A 23,167-nucleotide genomic window follows, 5' to 3' on the forward strand; every position below is an offset into this window, starting at 1 on the left:
GGAACGTTGACCTTGACCCGACCTGTCAGAGGACGCGGAACCAGAGGTTCGTCGCCTGCGGCGCGCTGGTCAGGCTCAGGCGTTCGAGCTTGACGTCGGCCCCGCCCGGCCGGTCGAACAGCCGGACCCCGTCGCCGAGCAGGACGGGCGCGATGAACACGAGGATCTCGTCGAGCACACCGGCCTCGAGGCACTGCCGGGCGGTGTCGGCGCCGAGGACGTTGACGTACTTGTCGCCCGCGGCGGCCTTGGCGGCGACGACGGCGCCGTCCAGGTCCCCGACGAAGGTGACACCCGGCACCGGCGTGTCCGGCGTGTGGTGGGTGAGCACGAACTGCGGTCCGGTCCATCCGCCGCCGAACGGCTTGCCCTCCTTGTCGGTGCCCCTGTGCGGATCGTCGCCGCGGAAGGTACGGTTGCCGACGAGCAGGGCACCGATCTTGCCGATGACGTCGTCCACCAGCGGATTGGGGCCGATGTGCTCGGTCAGCCAGGACATGTCACCGCCTGCCCCCGCGATGAACCCGTCCAGCGACATGGTGCACGAATACAGCAGCTTGCTCACGACGTACCTCCATCAAAGCGGTTGACCCTTGATGAGACTGAGGTTGGGCCGAGAACTCATCGGTGCGTCGGCGAGAGCCCGAAAGCCGCGAACAGGCCGGGATCGTGGAAGGCGGTCATCTCCGCGATGCGCCCGACCTCGATCCGAGCACGGAGATCGCGAAGGCGCGGTGGCCAGGAGCGCCAATTCGATCGCCCCCTGGCCACCACCACGGCATCCGGCTCGTTCCACCGGCCCGCGTCCGCCTGCGCTTTACCCCGCCGACTACCCCGTGCCGGCGGTGAACAGCACGTCCACCCAGTAGTTGCTGGCCTGGTAGCTCTTCGTCGGGAAGCCGTTCGTCGCGCCGTACCGATACACGCCGTTACCTCCTGACGCGCCGCTCGCCAGCGCGAGGAGCGGATCGTTGTTGTACTGGGTGGCGAAATACTGCCGGTCCACCGCGTAGTTCCCGGAGGTCGTGAAGTACGAGACCACGTAGGTGGTGTTGGCGGAGATCGTGACAGGCGTGGCGAAGTTCATCCGCTGCCAGCCGCTCGCCGTCTCATTGGTGAACGTCCCGGACGCCAGCAGCGCCCCGGCGCTGGTCCACAAGTACCCGGTATGGGTCCCGGTGTTCTGCGCTCCCTTGTAGAACCGGACCCCCAGGATCCTGCCGCTCGTCGTCGCCCTGAACTTCACGCCCAGCGCGACGGCCGTCGGATCGTCCGCCGACGGCGTCGCCGGAACCGACGTGTCAGGCCACAGGCTGTTCGTCGGCGTCGGAGTCGGAGTGGGTGTCGGAGTGGGCGTCGGCGTCGGCGTCGGCGTAGGGCCGGAAGTGTTGAGGACGACGTCCACCCAGTAGTTGGTCGCCATGTACGTTTTGTTGGGAAAGATGCTGCTCCCCGAGTAGGTGTACACGCCGTTGCCGCCGCTGCTCGCGCTGGCCGGGGCGGTGAGAGGACCCCGCACGACCGCGTTCGAGAAGTACGAGACGTCCCTGGCGTATCCGCCGTTGGGCGCGAAGTACGAGGCCACATAGGTGGTGTTGGCGCTCACCGGGACCGGGGTCGAGAAGTTCACCTGCTGCCAGCCGGTCGCCGTCTCACCGGTGAACGTCGCCCTCCCCAGCAACTGGCCGCCGCTGGTCCACAGGCTCCCGACGTGGGTGCCGGTGTTGCCCGAGCCCTTGTAGAACCTGACCGCCGAGACGGTGCCCGCCGTCGAGGTCTGGAACTTCACCCCGACTTCGACCGGGCTCGGGTCATCGGCGGCGGGCACGGAGGGCACCGTGGAAGACGTCCAGAGGCTGCAGGGGCAGTCCGTGGTCGAGTTGACCGTCCTCGTGGTGACGGGCGACTGGATGTTGCCGCTGTCGTCGACCGCCCTCACCATGACCGTCTTGGCACCGGTGCCTTGGATCGTCCATGCGTACTGCCAGGTGGTTCGGCCAGTCGCCTGGCGCCAGGTGGCGCCGCCGTCGACCGACACCTCCACGGCGCCCACCACGCCTCCGCCGGTGTCGGCCGCCGTTCCCAGGACCTGGATGGTTCCAGGACTTACGTTCTCGCCGGCGGCCGGAGCCGTGATCGCCGAGGTCGGAGGGGTGGTGTCGGTCGACGCCGTCGCCGGCACCAGCCCCGGTTGGAGGCTGGCCGGCTGGGCTTTCATGTCGGCCAGGAGGTTGACCGTCGCCTGTTTCATCCGGACATCTGTGGGGGTGCCCGCCCGGTCATGGACGCTGTCCAGGCCCCACGACCACTGGACCGTGCCGGCGCCGAAGACCAGCGCGCCACTCGGCGCCTTGGAGAACGTCAGATCGTGCGTCGCGGTCCCGGCACCGTAGGTGCTACCGAAGTCGAGCAGGTATTTGGTGGACGAGAACAGCGTCGTCTGGGCGAGCCGCACCGTCCCCGGCGGCTCGAAGTCGTTGTCCGGGGCCTCATCCCATTCGAACCCGAGCGTTCCCGCCGGGAACGTCGCGGTCTGCCCTGGTTGCAGGCTTGCCACGGACGTGTTGCGCCAGAACCGCAGCGGCCCGTACTCCGCCGGAACGGTCATCGCGTCGTTGACCGTACCGTTGATCCTGAAGAAGGTTCCGCTCACGCGGTTCTCCGGCCTGCCTCCGTCCGACGGCGGCGAGAAACGCGGGTCGCGCCACGTCCCGGTCCATTCCGGACTGGGGTCGATCTTGGCGTTGGCGTGCGTCTCCTTGTAGCAGACGATCGTCCGGAAGGGCGTCAGCGCACCGGTGATGCTCGGTTCCCATCTGGTCTTCCAGAAGATCTCGTTGCCGGAGAAGAAGGCCACGTTCACGCCGCTGTCGCGGGCGGTCTCCACGGTGTTGCGCATCTGGTTCGACCAGTACTCGTCATGCCCGACGGAGAGGAACGCCTTGTGCTCCAGCAATTCCTGACCGCGGGTGGCGCTGTCCACGCCGCTGAAATAGCTCACGTCATATCCGTTGGCCTCAAGCCATCGGACCATGGGGTATTCGGCGTTGAAGAAGAAGCTCTCCGGAGCGTCCATGGAGAAAGGGTCGCGCGTCTTGAACGGGCGGTTGTAACTCACCTTGTAGGCGCGGCCGACAGGATTGCCGAAGTAGAGGCTGTTCCCGCCGTACCGGTTGTACGCCTGCCAGGTCGTGTCGGAGGTCTGCACGAGAATGTCCGAGCCCCTGGTGTCGTCCCGGACCACGAAAATGATGTGGCTGGCACCGGTCGTTCCGTCCTCCCGGACCAGCTTCGCGATATAGACCCCCGAGACGGCGTCGCTGGGCACCGCCCAGGAGGCCGACACCGCCCAGTTGCCACAGTCGATGAGCCCGGTCGACGTGTCCTCCGCGCATAGGGGCTGCGACTGGGGCAGGGGGGCGGACGGCTGGACCGTCGTTATCTTTCGCGCTCCCATTCCGCCGTAATAGCCGATGCGGTAGATGTCGAGGCGGTAATCGGTCGCCACGGTGTCGACCTTGAACAGCACGGTCTCCCCGTGATTGACGCTCATCTGCGTCGCATAGCCCTGGATGGTGCTGCTGCCCGCTCCCGAGATGTCCCATTCGCTGGCGGGGTTGCCGGGCTTGTTGTTCTCTATGCAGATGACGGAGGTCGGCGGGCAGACAGCGGGTCTCCGAGCGCCGACCGGCACGCCCGAGCGGGTTTCCCACTCCTGCCGGCGGGTGCCTTCCGCGACACGGGCCGCGAAGTCCGACGCGCTCCGCGCCGGTTCCGCACGGTCCGTTCCCGCAGAGGCCGCGCCCGCAGGGGCAGCGCCCGTACGGGCTATGCGCGCCTCCGCACCGGATCCTCCCCCAGGCCCGCACACCAGGCCCGCCACCATGGCGACGACCAGCCCAACCCAGGGCAGTCGACGCCTCCCCACGGCTTTCTTCTCACGCTCCGACATGTGCCACCCCCGGTCGCAGTACCCCACGCGAAAGAGCCGGACAGAAGACGGCTGCGCAGGCCGTCAAGATCATCGACTCAGTGAGGAATGCTATGGGCCGGACTGGTTGCTCCTGGAGCAGACGGTGATACGACAGCAGCTCTTATGAAATGGGCGTGTCGCCGCTTATAACGAGGAAAATCCCAGCAACCCGCCCCCGCACAGGAACACGACCAGGGCTGAGCTCGGTCGAATCAGGCCTCGTACCACGTCCTGGTGACGTTGCAGCCGTACGGGTCGCCGGAGACTTCAGACACGAACCTGTCCGGCCCACTGTGCCGGTATATCCATGGCCCCCAAATGATGGTCGCGCAGGGCCAGTGCCCGGAATTGCATTCGGCCCACCGCCACGCCCTTTCGCCGCGCTGTCGCAGAACTGTCGCGAGCGATGGGACGAGGAGAAAAGAATTTAAAATCCAGCTCCGGTCGCCCGGCCGAAGATCTCGACGAGTTCGTTCGCGCAGTGGTCGGGGTCGAGGCCGTCGACGATGCGCTCGGCCATCGCGTCGATCGACGCACGCAGGGCCGTACTCATCAGCACACTGTCGAACGCCCGGAAAGCCCCCGTACGCTGCCCGTCCGTGAACAGCGCCACCAGCCTGGCGATCGCGGCGTCCCGCTCGTGGTCACCCGCGAACGCCTGGTTGTGCGCGATCTGCTGCACCGCGCGCACGTGTCCAGGATGGGCGGCGATGAAGGCGATGTTGGCCCGGATGAACGCCTCCAGTTGCGCATTGGCTCCGGAGGCGGCGTCCAGCCTCGGACGCATGAAGGCGGCAGCGTCGGTGATGACCTGACGCACAACGGCCTCGAAAAGCTGCTCCTTGTTGGAGAAGTGATAGGAGATCAGCCTCTTGCTGCTGAGCCCGGCGTGCTCGCAGATGGCCTCGAATGTGGTCTCCGCATAGCCGCGCTCGGCGAGCACGGCGATGGTGGCGGAGGCGATCTGGGCTCTGCGGGCCTCGGTGGCTTCGCGGCGAGTTCCGGAGGTCTGCATATCACCCCAGCTTGCCACGCTTCGGGTACGCCTCACGTACGGCACGACGGTTGACGATGACCGCGACGGCGGCGACCAGGACGCCGACCACTGCCTGCTCCGCCTTCATCCAGCCGGGATAGCCGCTGTCCGGCGCGAGGAGGATGAGCACGATCCCGATGGGCGCGGCGAAGGTGATGAAGCGAATGCGCAGGTAGGCCGATCGCTTGCCTCGTGCGGCCTGCCCGGCCAGAGCCACGAGCCAGACGGAGGCGGCGGCCACGGCGGCGCCGCGCAGCCACACGACCCAGTTGCCACCGATGACGGCGGCCACGCCGAGCGTCGCGATCGAGATGACGAGCACGGCGACGAAGAGCGTCCGGACCAGATTCCACGGTTTCTTATCCATGCGTATAAATTTACACAGGCGGATAACGACGTGCAAGGGCCTAGCGCTGACCACAGAACGAAACATTCGTCCCAGACACCCAGGCTCGGAGCTTGTGCTGCTCGATCTCGTGTCCGGAACGGCTATCCCAAGCGGGCCTCCCGAGCCGCCCGTGCGAGGACTGCCTCAACCTCAACGTGTGGACCCCCGATCCCGGGGCATCCGGCTTACCGGTACTGGTCTGGATTCACGGCGGCATGTTCACGAAGGGGTCCGGATCCATCGCCGGCTACCGCGGCACCTCCTTCGCCCGCGACGGGGTCGTGTGCGTCACGATCAACTACCGGCTCGGCGGTGCCGCCGGCGGCGTACGCCTCCTGGCCAGGTGGAACCGCGACGACACCCGGATCGGCCTCGTCCCCACCGGCATGATCGACCTCGCCGACGAGCGCATCCTCTCCGCGGTCGTGGGCGCCTACGGCGGCCCCGACGGGACGATCGAGCTCTTACCGGGCGGCCCGGCCGGGCGCGAACGACGGGGACCTGCTCGCCGCCGTGACCACCGACCGCTTCATTCGGGTTCCGGTGATCCGGGTCGCCGAGGCCCGCCTTGAGGCCGGCGAGGCCGACACCTGGATGTACCCGCTTCGACCACGAGTCGCCGAGCTTCGCCGGTCGCCTCGGCGCCGCTCACGCGGTGGAGCTCCCGTACGTGTTCGACCTCCTCGACGAGAAGTCCAGCCAGGCCTCGCGCTGGTCCCGCACCCCACGGTCATGGTGATCTTCGACCTCGGCGGCCAACCATTCGTCATCGAAGACGGCCGTGGTTCGCAGCAGCGAGAACGCGTCGCCGCCGGACTCGCCCCCCACAGGGCTCGAGGGCGGGTTCGCCAGCAGCTCCGAAGGCCTCCAGCCGCGGCTCTCGCGGATGGTCGCATACGCGGTCTTGGGCGCCTCCGCGGAACTGGGCGGGACGCTGGTCACCCTCGACGACCTGTGGGGACAAGACGCCGTACGAACCCACGAGCGTTGCATGCCGCCAGATCGTGGGAGGAGCGATTCGCCGGAGGCCGCGCTGGCCCGGCAGGCCGACGCAGGCCGAGCCGTCGATCCGGAAGTCACCTTCTCCTGGCGGCAGATGGTGGCCAGCCGAGGGCGGGTACGCGTCGAACGCCTGGTCACCGAGATCGGCTGGAGCCGCAAGCGCCTTTGGTCCCGGTTCCGCGCCCAGGTCGGCCTCACCGCCAAGCGCGTCGCCCAGCTCATCCGCTTCGACCACGCGGCCCACCGCCTGGCCACCGGCCATAGCGCCGCATTGGTAGCGGCGGAGAGCGGTTACGCCGACCAGTCCCACCTTCACAGAGATGTCATGGCCTTCGCCGGGATGACGCCGACGGCGGTCGCGATCTCGCCGTTTCTCGCGATCGACGATGTCGCGTGGCCTCCCAAGCCCTCGTCTGTCATCTGACAAGAGCGAGCGGGTGGCCCACGAAGGACACAATACTCAGCCTGTCGCTGTTTCCTATATGGACTTCACCCAGGAACGGGCCACCTTGGGAGGCATCGCCAATTCCTCCTGTACGAGCCGGACCGCCTGCTCTTCGTATCCGCGAACCTTGAGCTGGCGCACACGACCGGTGAGTTCGGTAGCTCTGACGGCGTCCGTGTACTTGAGGACACGGCGCTGCCGAAGAGTCCGAACGACCATCACGCCCCAGAAGACAAGGAAGCAGGCAAAGAGCCCTAAGAAGCCCAGAGGAACCACGGTGTCAAGCATGAGCTGATCTTAGGTGTCATCTTCGGCTCCAGCGAAGGCCGACCCGGCGGGATTCAACTGCCCTATGTTTCGCTAGCCAGCGACCCCAACCTCCATCTCTATGGAAACCCTGATCGCATACGCGCAAGAAACTCGGCCAATACTTGCGTGTCCGATACAAAAGAGCCGATAGCACCATGGCGCCCGGTCCGTACTGCGACGACGGAAACATCGTCAAAACTAAGCAGGCCATCATTGACCACGGCGAAGAATCAGGAAGCGGGCATCCGGCGCAACTTGGGGCGTGACGGGCGAGCCGGCTCCAAGCCTTCGTCGAGATCAACCCTCTCAGCAATGTCGCGACCGCAGCCAACAACACCGGCGGCACCGGCGGATCTCTCACCTGGTCGCTCATCGCGACCGCGGCCATCACCAGGCGCCTCTTCGCCTCTCCAGCAAGCGAAATGACGCGCGCGTGATCGCCGACACCAAACCGAAGGACGAAGCGCTAGCACGCACTCTGGGCGCAGACGTGATGCTTCCCCGCGGAGGCGACTTCCCCCGGTAAATCCGAGTTCCCCCGTCACATCCGGGGTCCTCGGCACATCCGGTCGGCACCGAAGCACTCGCCCACGCGCCGCTCATCCAGATGCAGAGCCCACAGGCGACAACAACACCGGACGGTAACTGCGGCCAACATGCCTACACCGGTGGCCACGAGCAGTCCTCATGCGCCCTACCCGACGACGAGCGCACTCCGCCACATGCTCCCAACCGAGGACCCAAATGGCCCCAAGCAGGCGAAGCGCCTAAATAAGACCGCCCGAGCGAAGCGAAGGCCCTACAGGGGTCGGGACCAGGCCCGACTGGAAGAAAACGCCTGAAGCCCCAAGCGCGAAGCGCCAAAAGAGGCGAAGCCGATTAGGCAAAAAGAAAAACAGCCCGGAGCGAAGCGAAGGCCGATTGGCCCGACGCTGGGGGTCCGGGGGTTATCCCCCGGGGTAAACAATGAGGAGGCCGGAGGGAGCGAAGCCCCCGTAGGGGGCGAGCGACCAAACCAACCCCGCCGACGAACGTGGAGCTATGGGGATTCGAACCCCAGACCCCCTCCATGCCATGGAGGTGCGCTACCAGCTGCGCTATAGCCCCTGGTCACCGTGACGAGCTGGCTCGTTACGGCGCTCCGAGAGCATATAGCCATCGGGGGGATTCGCCTAATCGCGCCGTCCGTGCGCCGCACCGGCCACCAGTACGGCCAGCCCGTCCAGCTGGCGCCGCAGCCCGAACTCGAAGAGCGAGTCCAGGTCGAGGTCGAGTCCGGGCTGCACGATCACCCTGGCCATGGTCGGGAAGCCGCCGGAGGAGAGCGCCTCGGCCAGCTGCCCCTCCCTGACCGCCGCTTCATCGTCGGCCTCCGGGGCCGCCGCGACCCCTCGTACGAACCCGGCCAGCGACACGCTGGCGTGCAGCATGGCGTTGGGGGTGAGGCCGAGGCCGTCGAGGGCGCGCAGGATCCATTCGGTGTGCGCCATCGCGTTGCGGACGAGCTCTGGCCTGGTGAGCGGGATGGCCTGAGAGAGCCAGGGATGGCGGCGGTGGAGGCGCCATTGAAGCCGCAGCGACACCTCCAGCTGGGCGCGCCAACCGGGCGGCGGCTGTGCAGGCAGCGGAATCTCGCCGTAGGCGGCGTCCGCCATCAGGTGTAGAAGCTCGTCCTTGCTCCGTACGTACATAAGTAGCCACAAAACCGGAGCACCGAGCTCGGTGGCGAGCCGGTCCATGGAGACGGCGGCGAGCCCTTCACCGTCAGCGATCTTGATGGCCACGCCGAGGACGCGCTGCCCAGTCAGGTCCGCGGGGGCGGACTCCAGCCCCCCACCGCCGTCAGCCGCCTCGGGCGGAGCGTCGACCCGGTAGACCACCACGGTGCCGATCCCGGGCACCGGGCGTACCAGCCCTTCGTCCCGAAGCGTGCCGATCACCTTGCTGGCCGTGGCCATCGCCACTCCCCAGTCACGCATGATCTGCCGGGTGGACGGGATCCTGTCCCCCACCGCCAGCTCCCCTGCGGCGATCCGCCGCCGCAGTTCGCCGACGATCCGGAGGTAAGGCACCTCACCTCGGTCCACCGCGAAGTCTCCTCATCGCCCTAGCGCACTAAGACGAAATAACACCACATCACCTCCGCCACCCGCACTAGAGCTACAAATCCGCTATCGCCGGAAGAATTCGCCCACGCAGCAGGACCCGGGCACGACGCGACCCGACCCGGGCTCGACGCAGCAGACCGAGGGCCAGGGGGGCTAGGCGTCCGGACGGTCGTCGCTGTTGACCGGCTCAGGCAGCGTGCCCGCGTTGTGTTCGAGCAACCGCCACCCCTTACGCCCCTCCTGCAACACCGACCAGGAGCAGTTTCCGAGCCCGCCCAGCGCCGGCCAGAGCTCCTCAGGAAGCCCCAGCAGCTCGCAGATGCCCAACCGCAGCGCCGCGCCGTGCGAGGCCACGACCAGCAGGCCGTCGTCGTCGAGCCGGTCGGCCCAGCGGCGCATGGCGGCCGCCACCCGGCCGGCCACGTCGGCGACCGGCTCGCCGTCGGGGGCCTCCCAGGCCACGTACTCCTCCGGCCAGCGGGCGGCGATCTCGTCGCGGGTCAGGCCCTCCCACTGACCTCCGCCGCGTTCGCGGAGGTCCTTGTCGACGGAGACCTCGAGACCGACGATCCGGCCAAGGGCCAGCGCGGTGTCGTTGGCCCGCTGAAGGTCGGAGGAGACGATGACGGTGGGCCGCAGCGAGGCCAGCAGAGACGCGGCCCTGGCCGCCTGGGCGACACCGGTCTCGTCGAGCGGGATGTCGGAGTGGCCTTGGAAGCGACGCTCGACGTTCCACAGCGTCTGGCCATGCCTGAGGCAGACGATCCTCTTGCTCAAGTGCGAGCCCGCTGGATGTTGGCCTGCGCCACGCTCTCCGGGAGCGGGATGGCCGGGCAGTCCTTCCAGAGGCGCTCCAGCGCGTAGAAGGTGCGGTCCTCCTCGTGCTGCACGTGTACGACGATGTCGAGGTAGTCGAGGAGCACCCAACGGCCCTCGCGCTCACCCTCGCGGCGTACCGGCTTGGCGTCAGCCTCGATGCGCAGCCTGTCTTCGATCTCGTCGACGATGGCGCGGACCTGGCGGTCGTTCGTGGCGGAGCAGAGCAGGAACGCGTCGGTGATGACGAGTTGCTCGCTCACGTCGTAGGCGAGAATGTCATCGGCCAGCTTGTCGGCCGCGGCCTCGGCGGCGATCTGGACGAGCTGGACGGCTCTTTCGGATGCGGTCACGATGCGGGTCGGTCCTCCTGTGTCGGCAACATGCCCCTATGTTGAGGGTACCCGTTACGGCTCCACAGCCCCACGTATGGCACGAGCACCTTCACCCCTCTGCGTGGTAAAGGCCGCGTTTGTTGATGTACTGCACGATTCCATCCGGCACCAGGTACCAGATCGGCTCACCCTTCTCCACCCGCTGCCTGCACTCCGACGAGGAGATGGCCAGGGCGGGGATCTCCAGCAAGGTCACCTTCCCCGGGGGCAGGCCCGGATCGTGCAGCGTGTGGCCGGGCCGCGTACACCCCACGAAATGGGCGAGTTCGAACAGCTCCTCGGCGTCCTGCCAGCTGAGAATCGCGCCGAGGGCGTCGGCTCCGGTGATGAAGTAGAGCTGTGCCTCAGGTCCGTAGATCGCGGAGATCTCACGCAGCGTGTCGATGGTGAAGGTGGGCCCGGGCCGGTCGACGTCCACCCGGCTCACCGAGAAGCGGGGGTTCGACGCGGTCGCGATCACGGTCATCAGATAGCGGTCCTCGGGCGCGGACACCTCGCGCTCCGACTTCTGGTACGGCCGGCCCGTAGGCACGAAGACGACCTCGTCGAGATTGAAGTGGTGAGCCACTTCGCTGGCAGCGACCAGGTGACCGTGGTGAATCGGGTCGAACGTCCCACCCATCACTCCCACGCGTCGCTTTCCCTGGACACTCGGCGCGTTCATCATGAAAGGACCCTACGCGTCGGCAATCCGACACCCACATGGCACCCCCCGCTGACCAAAGCGGTCACCAACCCCGTCACGAACCCAGGTGATGAACGCGCGCCGTCCCGGCTGCCGACGTAGCATGCCGGGCATGACGACCACCCCGGACCGCAACCGCGTCCAATTGCCCGGCATCTCGTCTCGTGCCTACGAACACCCCGCAGACCGGTCCGCGCTGGTCGCTCTGCGTAAGTTGAGTGGGTTCGACACGGTTCTCAAGCAGATGTCCGGCCTCATCAGCGAGCGCCGCCTGCGCCTGATGTACCTCGCGTCGGCCGTGCGTGTGAGCGAGACCCAGTTCCGCTCCCTCTACGACATGGGCCGCGACGCCGCCTACGTCCTCGACCTGCACCGGATCCCCGAGATCTACGTCCAGCAGGACCCGCAGGTCCAGGCCAAGGCCATCGGTTTCGACGACCCGTTCATCGTGGTGACCACCGGCCTGCTCAACCTCATGAACGAGGAGGAGCAGCGCTTCGTCATCGGTCACGAGACCTCGCACATCCTGTCGGGCCACGCCGTCTACCGGACGATGCTCGACATCCTCACCCGCCTGGCCACCCGCGTGGCCTGGATCCCGCTCGGCTACATCGGCCTGCGCGCGATCGTCGCGGGCCTGGAGGAGTGGTACCGCAAGTCGGAGCTCTCCTCCGACCGCGGCGGCCTGCTCACCGGCCAGGACCCGGACGCGGCCAAGCGCGCGCTGATGAAGCTGGCCGGCGGCGCCTACACCCACGAGATGAACATCGAGGCGTTCCTGGAGCAGTACCAGGAATACGACACCGCGGGCGACCTGCGCGACGGCTTCCTCAAGGTGCTCAACCTGCTCGGCACCACCCACCCGTTCGCCGTGGTGCGCGTGGCCGAGCTCGACAAGTGGCACCGCGGCGGCGAGTACGAGCGCATCCTCGGCGGCGACTACCCGCGCAGGGAAGACGACGCCAGCGCCCGGGTCACCGACGAGATCAAGGCCGCGGCCGAGTCCTACCGCGCGTCGTGGTCCCAGTCGCAGGATCCGTTCATCGGCGTACTGCGCGACGTGGCAGAGGGCGCGGTCAACGCGGGCGAGCGCATCTTCAACCGCTTCTCCCGGCGCGACGGCGGCCAGGGCTAACCCACAGCCGGTCACAGAAGCAGCGCGATAGCGCGCACCGCCGCCGCGCACAGGGCGACGAACCCGCCCAGCACGGCCAGTGCGCGCAGCCCTTCCCTGCGCAGATCCGGCAGATGAGCGCCGACCCGCTCGATCTCGCGTCCGGTGATGCCGCCACACAGCATCCCGAACACGACACCCGCGGCGGTGACCGGCGCGGGCTGCTGCCACCAGTCGGCATCGATCTGGCCGCCGCCGATCAGCCAGAGCGCGCCACCCGCCGCCACCGCGACGGGCACGCCCGGCCACACCACGGCGGTCGCGGTCGCACCGGTGAACGCGAACGGGAAGAGCACCACGCGCAGGGTCACCCTGACCCGGCGCGAGACCCGCTTCCTGACCATCCAGTGGCTCATCCAGAGCGTCCTGGTCAGCAGTACGAACGCGGCCGTGATCCCGATCGTCGCGATCGGCCAGATCACCGACGCCACCACACAGGGCACGGCCAGCACCGCGAGCAGCAACAGCGCGGCGTTGCCCGCGGGCAGCGTGGTGGAGCCCGACTCCGACCTGAGTCCGGTGTTGCGCGTGCCCGGCGTCCGGGGTTTCCCGGTCACGGCCTTCGTGCGGCTCCGTACGGGTGTGGCCTTGACGCCCTCGCCTGTGCGGAGCCGTGGCCCCGTGCCCTTTCCATCCGTACTCGTGCGGCCCCGGGGTGCGGGCACCTTCCCGTCCGCACCTGTACGACCGCGCGGCACCGGGACCTTCCCGTCCGGGTTCGTCCGTGTCCGCGGCGCGGGCACCTTCCCGTCGTCCACCGTCCGGCCGCGCGGTGGCTTGGCCTCCTCACCGGTCCGGCCACGCGGCTTGGCCTCCTCCGCCGTGCGGCTGCGCGGCTTGGCCTCCTCACCGGCCCGGCCACGCACCGCGACGCCCTCCTCGGCCGCGGGCACGACGCGGGCGGCATCGGGCTCGGCGGGGCTGGTCGCCTTGGCCAGCCGTGACAGGCGGTCGGCGAGCAGCGCGGCCGTCGGGCGCTTGCCCGGCTCCCGGTTCAGCGCGGCCCGCACCAGCGACAGCAGCGCCACCGGCACGCCCTTGAGGTCGGCCTGCCCGTTGAGCACCGCGTACATCTGCGCCTCGGCCGTCCCTCGCCCGAAAGTCGGCCGCCCGGTCGCCGCGAACGCCACCGTCGCCGCCCACGCGTGAATGTCGGCGGGCGAGTCGACGTGCTCGTCGGCGAAGATCTCGGGCGCGGTGTAGCCGGGTGTGCCGAGGAAGGTGCCGGTCAGGGTGAGGCGGGTGGCGTCCACCACCTGCGCGATGCCGAAGTCGATGAGGACCGGGCCCTCGGCGCCCATGATGATGTTCGCGGGCTTGAGGTCGCGGTGCACCACGCCGGCCGCGTGGATGATCGCGAGCGCGGTGGCGATGCCCTGCGCCAGCTCCACCAGCTGCGCCATGTTGAGCGGGCCGCTGTGGCGCACCATGTCGAGCAGCGTGGCGCCCTCGATGTTCTCCATGACGAGGTACGGCCGTTCGCACGAGAGATCGGCGTCCACCACCTTGGCCACGTACGGGCTCTCGACCCGGCGCAGCGCCCGGACCTCGCGTTCGAGCCTGACCCGCATGGAGCTGTCTTCCGCCAGGTCGTGCAGGACCTTGAGGGCGACCCGCTCGCCCCGGCGGGAGCTGGCGAGATAGACCTCGCCCATGCCGCCCCGACCAAGCCTCTCAAGCAGGGTGTACGGCCCGACCTTGCCGAGCTTGGTCACCGTCCCTCCCCGCCCGGCGCGCCCATAAGGGACAACACCCTAGCGCTGGGACGCCTGATAGCGCGTGCGGCGCGCCGAAGCTTTATCGGCGGGATTGCTCGGACAACATACTGTCGAGCTCCGTCGTGGGCCCCGCCGACAGGACGATCTCCATGTGGACCAGTCAACCGAGCTCCTCCGCTGACCGGTCACGCCGACACGCCACCGCTGCCCAACCCCGTCAGGCGCCTGACCTTGGGATGACCGTGCCTGCTGATGTACGCAGATGCCCTTCGCCGGTATAGACCCATTTGGTGGACGTCAGCTCGGGCAGGCCCATCGGCCCGCGTGCGTGCAGCTTCTGGGTGGAGATGCCGATCTCCGCGCCGAAGCCGAACTCACCGCCGTCGGTGAACCGGGTGGAGGCGTTGACCGCGACGGCCGCCGAGTCGACCAGCGAGACGAACCTGCGCGCCGCCTGCTGCGACCGGGTGACGATGGCGTCGGTGTGGCCCGAGCCGTAGCGCCTGATGTGGGCGACGGCCTCCTCCAGCGAGCCGACGACGGCGGCGGCGATGTCGAGCGAGAGGTATTCGGCGAGGAAGTCGTCCTCGGTGGCCGCCTCCACCTCGCCGTAGGCGGCGATCCGGTCGTCGCCGTGCACGGTCACGCCCGCGTCCTTGAGCGCCTGGAGCGCCCGGGGCACGAACGCGTCGGCCACCCCGGCGTGGACCAGGAACGTCTCGGCCGCGTTGCACACCGACGGCCGCTGCGCCTTGGCGTTGACCAGGATGTCGACGGCCAGGTCCAGATCGGCGTCGGCGTCGATGTAGACGTGGCAGTTGCCCACGCCGGTCTCGATCACCGGGACCGTCGACTCCTCGACCACCGAGTTGATCAGCGACGCGCCGCCGCGCGGGATCAGCACGTCGACCAGGCCGCGGGCCCGCATCAGCTCCTTGACGGAGTCGCGCGTCAGGCCCGGCACCAGCTGTACCGCCCCAGAAGGCACCTCGGTGCTCTCCAGCGCGTCCTGCATCACCCGCACCAGCACGGTGTTGGAGGCATAGGCGCTGGAGGAGCCCCTGAGCAGGGCCGCGTTGCCGCTCTTGAGGCAGAGCGCGGCGGCGTCGACGGTGACGTTGGGGCGGCCCTCATAGATGATGCCGATCACACCCAGCGGCACCCTGAGCTGGCGCAGCTCCAGGCCGTTGGGCAGCGTGCTGCCCCGGATCACCTCGCCGACGGGGTCGGGCAGGTCGGCCACCTGGCGTACGGCCTCGGCGATGGCCTCGATCCTGGGCCCGTCGAGGCGCAGCCGGTCGATCATGGCCTCCGGCGTGCCCTGCTCCCGCGCCTGCGCGACGTCCTTGGCGTTGGCCTCGACGATCTCGGCGGTGTGGGCGACGAGGGCGTCGGCGACCGCGCGCAACGCCCGGTCCTTGGGCGCCCGCGGCAGCGGGGCCAGCTCGGCGGCGGCCTCTCGCGCCGCGCGGGCGACCTTCAGGAACTCCTCGGACATCACACGCTCCTCTGCCGACGGCCGGCGAACCGGCTGCCTGCCTAGTTGTGGCTTCCGGTCTCCGGCCGCCTCGTTGCGGGCTTTCGGTGACCGGTGGCCTGGTTGCTTCGGTGACCGGTGGCCTGGTTGCTTCCGGAGACCGGTCGTCTGGTTACTTTCGGTGACCGGTGGCCTGGTTGTGGGCTGCCGGTTTCCGGTTGTCTAGTTGTGGGCTTCCAGTATGACGATGTCGTCGCGGTGGATCAGCTCGCGCTCGTATTCGGGACCGAGCTCGTTGCCCAGGTCTCGCGTCGAGCGGCCGAGCAGTCCGGGGATCTCCCCCGCGTCGAAGTTGACCAGCCCCCGCGCCACCACCCCGCCGCGCGGCCCGCACAGGTCCACCGGGTCGCCGGCCGCGAAGTCGCCCTCCACCGAGGTGACCCCGGCGGGCAGCAGCGACTTGCGCCTGGCCACGATGGCCTCGACCGCGCCGTCGTCGAGCAGCAGCCGCCCGCGTCCAGTGGTCGCGTGGGCGAGCCAGAGCAACCGGGTGCCGGGGTGACGGCCGCCCGGGTGGAAATAGGTCCCGACATCGGCCCCGGCCAGCGCCTGGGCGGCGTGCGCGGCCGCGGTCAGCACGACCGGCACCCCGGCGCCGGTGGCGATCCTGGCGGCCTGCACCTTGGTGACCATGCCGCCGGTGCCGACCGCCGCGCCGTTCTTGCCGAGCTCGACGCCGACCAGGTCCTCGGGGCCGCGGATCTCGGCCAGCCGCCGGGACCCGCTGCGGCTCGGCGGCCCGTCGTAGAGGGCGTCGACGTCGGAGAGCAGGACCAGCGCGTCGCTGTGGATGAGATGGGCGACCAGAGCCGCCAGCCGGTCGTTGTCGCCGAAGCGGATCTCGTCGGTGGCGACGGTGTCGTTCTCGTTGACGATCGGCACGATGCCGAGCTCCAGCAGCCGGTTGAGAGTGCGCTGGGCGTTGGCGTGGTGGGCGCGGCGCATCATGTCGTCGGCCGTCAGCAGCACCTGCCCGACGCGCAGGCCGTAGCGGGCGAAAGAGGAGGTGTAGCGGGCGACGAGCACGCCCTGGCCGACGGAGGCGGCGGCCTGCTGGGTGGCGAGGTCGCGGGGGCGCACGGTCAGCCCCAGCGGGCCCAGGCCCGCCGCGATCGCTCCCGAGGAGACCAGGACCAGCTGGGTCCCGGCGCGGCGGCGGGCGGCAAGCACATCGACCAGGGCATCGACCCGGTCGACGTCGATCATGCCTTGGGGGGTGGTGAGCGACGAAGAGCCGACCTTGACGACGACCTTCGACGCTGAGCTGATCTGTTTCCGGCTGATCTGTTCCCGGCTGACCTGTTCCCGCACGTTCGAAGCCTATCGGAGAGCGGCGACCCGACCTCCCCGGCCGATGCTCCCGCCGTCGGCAACCGGCCGAGAGTCGGGATGCCGCCGGGGTCAGGCCACCGGGGACGGGAAGCCAGAGGGCGGGCCGGGGCGACCTAGGACCGAAAGCCGGGGGCCGCCCAGGAGCGAAGCCGGGGGTCGAGCGCCGCTAGAACCGGTTGTCGGTGCCGCGCGGCCCCTGTCGTACGGACTCGGCATTGAGCGTGGGCTGCCAGTCGAAGACGTAGCCACCCTCCATCGGCCCGATGACGACCTCCGCACCCGCGGTGGCACCGGCCTTGACCAGCTGATCCTCGATGCCGAGCCGCTCCAGCCGGTCGGCCAGGTAACCGACGGCCTCGTCGTTGCTGAAGTCGGTCTGCCTGATCCAGCGCTCCGGCTTCTCGCCGGTGACCTGGAAGAGGTTGTCGTTGACCCGGCGGACGCTGAACCCGGCCTCGCCGAGTTGCTTGGGCCTGAGCACCAGCCGCGTGGGCTCCTCGACGGGCTTGGCGGCCCTGGCCGCGGCCACCCATTCGCCCATCGCGAACGTCAGCTCCCGCAGCCCGTCATGGGTGGCGGCCGAGATGGTGAAGACCCGCAGCCCGCGCTCCTCGAACTCGCCCTTGACCAGATCGGCCAGCTCACGGGCGTCCGGCACGTCGGCCTTGTTCAGCACGACCATGCGGGGCCGATCCTCGAGCTTGCCGTAGGCCTCGAGCTCGGCCTCGATCACCTCGTAGTCGCTGATCGGGTCGCGTCCCGGCTCCATGGTGGCGCAGTCGATGACGTGGATGAGCATGTCGCACCGCTCGACGTGGCGCAGGAACTCGTGCCCGAGCCCCTTGCCCTGCGACGCCCCGGGGATCAGCCCCGGCACGTCGGCGACGGTGAAGATGGTCTCGCCCGCGGTCACCACGCCCAGGTTGGGGATCAGGGTGGTGAACGGGTAGTCGGCGATCTTCGGCCGGGCCGCGGACAGGGCCGCGATCAGCGACGACTTCCCGGCGCTGGGGAAGCCGACGAGCGCCACGTCGGCGACGCTCTTGAGCTCCAGCATGACGTCGAGCGCGTCCCCCGGCTCCCCGAGCAGCGCGAACCCGGGCGCCTTGCGCTTGGTGCTGGCCAGCGCCGCGTTGCCGAGCCCGCCGAAACCGCCTTCGGCGATCACGTAGCGGGTGCCGACGCCCACCAGGTCGATGAGCACCTCACCGGTGGCGGCGTTCTTGACGACCGTCCCGTTGGGCACCGGAAGGATGACGTCCCCGCCATTGGCCCCGTCGCGGTTGGACCCCTGGCCCTGCTTGCCGTTGTCGGCCTTGCGATGCGGCCGGTGGTGGTATTCGAGCAGTGTGGCGGTGTTGGGGCTCACCTCAAGGATCACCGCGCCGCCGCGCCCGCCGTTGCCGCCGTCGGGCCCGCCGAGCGGCTTGAACTTCTCCCGGTGCACGGACGCGCAGCCGTTGCCGCCGTCACCCGCCTTGAGGTGCAGCACCACTTGGTCCACAAAGTCAGCCATCCCGGCCCCTCCTCCTAGGCCGATCAAGGCCCGTCACATAACCCAGTCCATGGACCGGGGCCAAGAATGCGCACGTCACGGCGCGCGACCACGTCCACCGGAGGAGCGTGCCCTTGGACGGGCCCCGGCCCCGCACGGCGGGTGGGGCCCACCGCGCTGAGCCGTACACCAAAAAGTCGTGAAAAACGCACTCAGGGACGGATCGAGAACCCGATCCGCCCCTGAGCAGGAAACTCTGAGAATCTACTCCGCCACCGGAACGATGCTCACCGCGCGGCGACCGCGCTTGAGACCGAACTGCACGTGGCCGGCGGCCAGCGCGAACAGCGTGTCGTCGCCGCCGCGGCCGACGTTGTCGCCGGGGTGGAAGTGGGTGCCACGCTGCCGGACGATGATCTCGCCCGCGTTGACCAGCTGGCCGCCGAAGCGCTTGACGCCCAGGCGCTGGGCGTTGGAGTCACGGCCGTTCCGGGTGGACGACGCGCCCTTCTTGTGTGCCATCTCTCTAACTCCCCGATCAGGCCTGGTCGATACCGGTGATCTTCACCTGGGTGTACCGCTGACGGTGACCCTGGCGCTTCTTGTAACCGGTCTTGTTCTTGTACTTCAGGATGCGGATCTTCGGCCCCTTGGTCTCACCGAGGATCTCGGCGCTCACCAGGAACTTGCCCGCCTCCGTGGTCACATCGCCGTCGTTGACGACGAGGACCGTCGGCAGCGAAACCGAAGTGCCGACCTCGCCGGCGACCTTGTCCACCTCGAGGACGTCACCGACGGAGACCTTCTGCTGCCTGCCGCCGCAACGAACGATCGCGTACACCGCGGAACCCTTCTACTGACTTCTGAATGCTGCGCCCGGCATTCGGTGCTGTCTGGAACCGACGAACCGAGTAGGCGCGCGAACAGGGCGCGCCGCTGGACGCACCGATTCTCAAGAGTACCGGATTAACGGTGCCCTGGTCGAACCGGACGGATCGTCGGGGCAGTCCGCCGAGGAGCGCTCCCTTGCGGGAGCGCCTGGCTACTCGGCTGACTTGGCTCGGCGAGAGCGTCGCCGCCCTCTGCCGGAAGTCTGGCCCGCCTGGTCGTCCTCAGCCGGGACGTCTTCAAGCGCATCGGTCACGGTATCACGGCTACCGGAGTCCTTGGCCGCGGACACCTTGTCCGAGACCGCCTTCTCGATGGCCATCTTGCCCTGAGTGCCGCGTGGCTCCGGCTTGGACTCGACCGGCTCGGTGGAGACGATCAGACCACGCCCGTTGCAGCAGTCACACGGCGTGGAGAAGGCCTCCAGGAGGCCCTGACCGACCCGCTTACGCGTCATCTGGACCAGACCCAGCGAGGTGACCTCAGCCACCTGGTGCTTGGTCCTGTCGCGCGCCAGGCATTCGAGCAGCCGCCGCAGCACCAGGTCGCGGTTGGACTCCAGCACCATGTCGATGAAGTCGATCACGATGATGCCGCCGATGTCGCGGAGCCTGAGCTGGCGGACGATCTCCTCGGCCGCCTCCAGGTTGTTGCGGGTGACGGTCTCTTCGAGGTTGCCGCCCTGCCCGGTGAACTTGCCGGTGTTGACGTCGACGACGCTCATCGCCTCGGTACGGTCGATCACCAGCGAGCCGCCGCTGGGCAGCCAGACCTTCCGCTCCATCGCCTTGCCGAGCTGCTCGTCGATCCGGTAGGACTCGAACACGTCGCCCTGCTCGGTGTCCCACTTGGACAGGCGCTCGCCGAGGTGCGGCGCGACATACTTGACGTATTCCTCGACCGTCTCCCACGCCTCCTCGCCCTGCACGACCAGCGAGGTGAAGTCCTCGTTGAAGACGTCGCGGACCACGCGGACGGTCAGGTCCGGCTCGGCCGAGAGCAGCTCGGGCGGGCTGGCCGACTTGGCCTTCTTCTGGATGTTCTCCCACTGCGCCGACAGGCGGGCCACGTCGCGGGCCAGCTCGTCCTCGGAAGCGCCCTCCGCGGCCGTGCGCACGATCACGCCGGCGTTCTCGGGCATGACCTTCTTCAGGATGCTCTTGAGCCGCGTGCGCTCCTTGTCGGGCAGCTTGCGGCTGATGCCGGTCATCGAGCCGTCGGGCACGTACACGAGGTAGCGGCCCGGCAGGCTGATCTGTGAGGTCAGGCGGGCGCCCTTGTGGCCGATCGGGTCCTTGGTGACCTGCACCAGCACCGACTGGCCGGACTTCAGCGCCGCCTCGATGCGCTTGGGCTGACCTTCCAGGCCCGCGGTGTCGAAGTTGACCTCACCGGCGTACAGGACGGCGTTGCGGCCCTTGCCGATGTCGACGAAGGCCGCCTCCATCGACGGAAGTACGTTCTGGACCTTGCCGAGGTAGACGTTGCCGACGTAGGACTGGCTGGCCTCGCGGTTGACGTAGTGCTCGACGAGCACGCCGTCCTCCAGCACCGCGATCTGGGTGCGGTCGCCCTGGCGGCGCACCACCATCATCCGGTCGACCGACTCGCGCCGAGCCAGGAACTCCGACTCGGTGATGATCGGCGGACGCCGGCGGCCCAGCTCACGGCCCTCCCGACGGCGCTGCTTCTTGGCCTCGAGCCTGGTGGAGCCGCGCACGCTCGTGACGCCGTCGGCGGAGATGTCATGCCCGGCGGCGCGGCCCGTGCGGGGCGCGCGGATGCGTACGACGGTGTTGGGCGGGTCGTCCCCGGCCGGCTCGGCGCCGTCATCGGCACCACGGCGCCTGCGGCGGCGACGACGGCGGGAACTGGACGCCTCTTCTTCCTGAGGCTCCTCGCCCTGTTCGTCGTCGGACTCGTCGGACTCGTCGTCGGCGTCGTCACGCTCGCGCGCCTTGCCACGGCCCCTGCCGCCACGACGGCGGCGGCGACGGCGGCTGCCGCCCTCTTCCTCCGTCTCGTCGACGGTGTCGGCCTCCTCGTCGGTGACCGTCTCCGCGGCCTCCTCGGGCTCCGGGGCCGCCTGTTCGGGCTGCGGTTGCGGCTGCGGCTCGGGGCGCCGGGTCGCGGCGGGCTTGGCCTGGGTCGGGTCCGGGGCCTGGAACAGCGGCGCGAAGATGGCGGCGGGGCGCTGGAACGCGGTCCCCTGCTGGCTCTGCGCCCGCGCGGACAGGCCGAACGGGTCGGCGAGCAGGCTCGGCCGGTCGACCTCGTCGAGGTCCTCCCCGGCGGGCTCGTCGTCCAGCGGCTCGTCCTCGGGCAGGAGCTCGGTGACGTCCTCTTCGGCGTCGGCGCTGCCGAGCCGCTCGGCGGCCACCTCACCGACGCCCGCCGCGACCTCGGCGGAGCGTCCCGGAGCCGTCTCGACGCTCTCAGCGGCCGCCTCAGGCTCTGTCTTCTTGCGGGTGCGGCGACGCTTGGCCGGAGCGGCCTCGACCGCCTGCTCGCCCCCCTCAGCCGCTTCCAGGGTGCTCACGGCCTCACCGCCGGTGCCGGTCACGCTCTCGGGGACCCCACCGCTGGTGTCCTGCGCGCTCTCCGTCGCCTCGTCCGCGGCCTTCTTGCTGGTACGGCGGCGCGTCGTCGTGGCCGTCGACCGCGTCCTCGCCGCCCTCTTGGGCTTCTCCTCAGTGACGGTGTCGGCGGCCTGCGCCACAGCGTCATCCATGGCCTGCGCCACAGCGGCCTCGACCGGGCTCGCCGACTCGACCGGGCTCGCGGGCTCGGCCGTAGCGGCCGCGACCGTGGTCGTGGGCGCCGGCTCCTCTGGCAGCTCGGGCGGCGGTCCCGCCGGCCGGCTCGCGGCACGGCGACGCTTTGTCACCTTGGACTGTTCAGTTGTCTCCCCGCCGGGGCCGTTGGCCCCGCCGTTGGGCTCGTTCTCGAGCATGCGGGCGCTCTCCCGTCAGCTCCCGGGCGCGTCGCCGCGCCGCGCAGGAGCTCTCGTGTCTCGTTGTCCGCCCGCACCCCCAAAAGGGGGCGCGGGCGCCAAGTCCTGTCAGCGGTCGTACCCCGCTCACGCAAGGCACGTCCTTAACCGTCGACCTGCTCACCCGCCGAAACCGCCTCGCCGCCGCGCGTAGTGTCGCGGTCCAGGCCGAGCGGATCGGCAAGCGCACCGGTGCTGGCGTCGAGCGGCCCCTGCGCCAGCCTGGTCACCTCGGGGGGAACCGGCGGCGCGAAGTCGGCCACAAGGCGCAGCCCTGTGAGCACATCGTCGGGTCGTACGGCAGGAATCACGTGCCGAACAACCATGCGCAGTATGACACACGACTGTCCTGGCACCTGAGCTGCGGTTCTGTCTGCTCCCTCGGGCACCTCGAGCCTCAACACCGCCTCCCGGGCGTCGAAGCGTCGGGGCCCCTTCTTGGTGAGGCGTTCGACCTCCACGGTCTCGGCGGCGAGGAATTTCGCCACCGCCGTCTCCGCGAGCTCCCAGTCGGCGCCGGGCAACCGCACATCCCACTCAGATGCCTCCAAGCGGTCGGCCAGCCCACCAACGGTGGCCTCCACGACGTCGAGCACGTCGAGACCGGGCGGCAGAGAGCCGTCCAGGTCGGCACGGATCCGTCCGGGTTCGCACGGTTTCGTGACGCCGATCTCGAGGTATTCGGCCTCGCTGGCGACGCCGGTCGGCGCCGCGCCCGCATAGGAGATCTTCGGATGGGGTGAGAAGCCCGCACTGAAGGCCACCGGAATGCCGGCACGGCGGACCGCTCTCTCGACGGCCCGCGAAATGTCGCGGTGGCTGGTGAAGCGCAGACGTCCGCGCTTGGCGTAGCGCACACGCAGGCGCTGCACCG

The 23,167-nt window shown here is 69.1% G+C and carries 20 protein-coding genes and 1 tRNA gene; 3 read left to right on the forward strand and 18 right to left on the reverse strand.

Going from position 1 to position 23,167, the window contains the following annotated elements; genetic code table 11:
* Positions 1 to 25 precede the first annotated feature (25 nt).
* The 4 genes from AB0J16_RS57550 to AB0J16_RS57565 form a co-directional block, all read right to left on the reverse strand.
* Positions 26 to 565, reverse strand: coding sequence for a dihydrofolate reductase family protein (locus AB0J16_RS57550; protein WP_358557295.1), 540 nt, complete (start codon positions 563 to 565; stop codon positions 26 to 28).
* A gap of 264 nt (positions 566 to 829) precedes the next feature.
* Positions 830 to 3,928 carry a DUF4082 domain-containing protein gene (locus AB0J16_RS57555; RefSeq protein ID WP_358557298.1) on the reverse strand — a complete coding sequence of 1,033 codons (3,099 nt, stop codon included), beginning with the start codon at positions 3,926 to 3,928 and terminating at the stop codon, positions 830 to 832.
* 472 nt (positions 3,929 to 4,400) lie between these two features.
* Positions 4,401 to 4,988: a TetR/AcrR family transcriptional regulator gene (locus tag AB0J16_RS57560; RefSeq protein ID WP_358557301.1), complete on the reverse strand. Its 588-nt coding sequence runs from the start codon at positions 4,986 to 4,988 to the stop codon at positions 4,401 to 4,403.
* A gap of 1 nt (position 4,989) precedes the next feature.
* Positions 4,990 to 5,376, reverse strand: coding sequence for a hypothetical protein (locus tag AB0J16_RS57565; protein ID WP_358557304.1), 387 nt, complete (start codon positions 5,374 to 5,376; stop codon positions 4,990 to 4,992).
* Between the two features lie 92 nt (positions 5,377 to 5,468).
* Here AB0J16_RS57565 and AB0J16_RS57570 point away from each other — a divergent pair, with 92 nt between their 5' ends.
* Both AB0J16_RS57570 and AB0J16_RS57575 read left to right on the forward strand, forming a co-directional pair.
* A complete protein-coding gene (locus tag AB0J16_RS57570) occupies positions 5,469 to 5,969 on the forward strand; it encodes a carboxylesterase family protein (RefSeq protein ID WP_358557307.1) in 501 nt (166 codons plus the stop codon).
* A 314-nt stretch (positions 5,970 to 6,283) separates the two neighbouring features.
* Entirely contained in the window at positions 6,284 to 6,823 is a 540-nt protein-coding gene (locus tag AB0J16_RS57575; RefSeq protein ID WP_358557310.1) for a helix-turn-helix domain-containing protein, read from the forward strand.
* A gap of 54 nt (positions 6,824 to 6,877) precedes the next feature.
* On the opposite strand, the gene AB0J16_RS57580 is transcribed toward AB0J16_RS57575, so the two are convergent.
* The 6 genes from AB0J16_RS57580 to nadD all read right to left on the reverse strand — a co-directional run bounded on the left by AB0J16_RS57580 (position 6,878) and on the right by nadD (position 11,139).
* Positions 6,878 to 7,132: a hypothetical protein gene (locus AB0J16_RS57580; protein ID WP_358557312.1), complete on the reverse strand. Its 255-nt coding sequence runs from the start codon at positions 7,130 to 7,132 to the stop codon at positions 6,878 to 6,880.
* Positions 7,133 to 8,187: 1,055 nt separating this feature from the next.
* Positions 8,188 to 8,260, reverse strand: a tRNA-Ala gene (locus AB0J16_RS57585).
* 65 nt (positions 8,261 to 8,325) lie between these two features.
* Positions 8,326 to 9,240 (reverse strand): TetR/AcrR family transcriptional regulator C-terminal domain-containing protein, encoded by a 915-nt coding sequence (locus tag AB0J16_RS57590; protein ID WP_358557315.1) that lies wholly within the window; start codon positions 9,238 to 9,240, stop codon positions 8,326 to 8,328.
* A gap of 174 nt (positions 9,241 to 9,414) precedes the next feature.
* Entirely contained in the window at positions 9,415 to 10,038 is a 624-nt protein-coding gene (locus tag AB0J16_RS57595; RefSeq protein ID WP_357939809.1) for a histidine phosphatase family protein, read from the reverse strand.
* A complete protein-coding gene (rsfS, locus tag AB0J16_RS57600) occupies positions 10,035 to 10,430 on the reverse strand; it encodes a ribosome silencing factor (RefSeq protein WP_357648089.1) in 396 nt (131 codons plus the stop codon). Before rsfS ends, AB0J16_RS57595 begins: the two co-directional genes overlap by 4 nt.
* Before the next feature lie 91 nt (positions 10,431 to 10,521).
* Positions 10,522 to 11,139 carry a nicotinate-nucleotide adenylyltransferase gene (nadD, locus tag AB0J16_RS57605; RefSeq protein WP_357648087.1) on the reverse strand — a complete coding sequence of 206 codons (618 nt, stop codon included), beginning with the start codon at positions 11,137 to 11,139 and terminating at the stop codon, positions 10,522 to 10,524.
* 121 nt (positions 11,140 to 11,260) lie between these two features.
* Here nadD and AB0J16_RS57610 point away from each other — a divergent pair, with 121 nt between their 5' ends.
* Positions 11,261 to 12,292 (forward strand): M48 family metallopeptidase, encoded by a 1,032-nt coding sequence (locus AB0J16_RS57610; RefSeq protein ID WP_225302586.1) that lies wholly within the window; start codon positions 11,261 to 11,263, stop codon positions 12,290 to 12,292.
* An 11-nt stretch (positions 12,293 to 12,303) separates the two neighbouring features.
* On the opposite strand, the gene AB0J16_RS57615 is transcribed toward AB0J16_RS57610, so the two are convergent.
* The 8 genes from AB0J16_RS57615 to AB0J16_RS57650 all read right to left on the reverse strand — a co-directional run bounded on the left by AB0J16_RS57615 (position 12,304) and on the right by AB0J16_RS57650 (position 23,150).
* Positions 12,304 to 14,046: a protein kinase gene (locus AB0J16_RS57615; RefSeq protein ID WP_358557318.1), complete on the reverse strand. Its 1,743-nt coding sequence runs from the start codon at positions 14,044 to 14,046 to the stop codon at positions 12,304 to 12,306.
* A 220-nt stretch (positions 14,047 to 14,266) separates the two neighbouring features.
* A complete protein-coding gene (locus tag AB0J16_RS57620; RefSeq protein ID WP_358557319.1) occupies positions 14,267 to 15,547 on the reverse strand; it encodes a glutamate-5-semialdehyde dehydrogenase in 1,281 nt (426 codons plus the stop codon).
* 201 nt (positions 15,548 to 15,748) lie between these two features.
* A complete protein-coding gene (gene proB / locus AB0J16_RS57625; RefSeq protein WP_358557321.1) occupies positions 15,749 to 16,897 on the reverse strand; it encodes a glutamate 5-kinase in 1,149 nt (382 codons plus the stop codon).
* 187 nt (positions 16,898 to 17,084) lie between these two features.
* A complete protein-coding gene (obgE, locus tag AB0J16_RS57630) occupies positions 17,085 to 18,434 on the reverse strand; it encodes a GTPase ObgE (protein ID WP_358557324.1) in 1,350 nt (449 codons plus the stop codon).
* Between the two features lie 243 nt (positions 18,435 to 18,677).
* Positions 18,678 to 18,935, reverse strand: a complete 258-nt coding sequence (rpmA, locus tag AB0J16_RS57635) for a 50S ribosomal protein L27 (RefSeq protein WP_090773491.1) — start codon at positions 18,933 to 18,935, stop codon at positions 18,678 to 18,680.
* 16 nt (positions 18,936 to 18,951) lie between these two features.
* Positions 18,952 to 19,254 carry a 50S ribosomal protein L21 gene (rplU, locus tag AB0J16_RS57640; RefSeq protein ID WP_357939795.1) on the reverse strand — a complete coding sequence of 101 codons (303 nt, stop codon included), beginning with the start codon at positions 19,252 to 19,254 and terminating at the stop codon, positions 18,952 to 18,954.
* 201 nt (positions 19,255 to 19,455) lie between these two features.
* Positions 19,456 to 22,254: an Rne/Rng family ribonuclease gene (locus tag AB0J16_RS57645; protein WP_358557326.1), complete on the reverse strand. Its 2,799-nt coding sequence runs from the start codon at positions 22,252 to 22,254 to the stop codon at positions 19,456 to 19,458.
* A gap of 143 nt (positions 22,255 to 22,397) precedes the next feature.
* The gene (locus AB0J16_RS57650; protein ID WP_358557328.1) at positions 22,398 to 23,150 is read right to left on the reverse strand and encodes a TIGR03936 family radical SAM-associated protein; all 753 of its coding nucleotides are present in this window, start codon (positions 23,148 to 23,150) and stop codon (positions 22,398 to 22,400) included.
* Between the last annotated feature and the right edge of the window lie 17 nt (positions 23,151 to 23,167).

It is taken from the genome of Nonomuraea sp. NPDC049750, assembly GCF_040659625.1.
Classification (GTDB): Bacteria; Actinomycetota; Actinomycetes; order Streptosporangiales; family Streptosporangiaceae; genus Nonomuraea.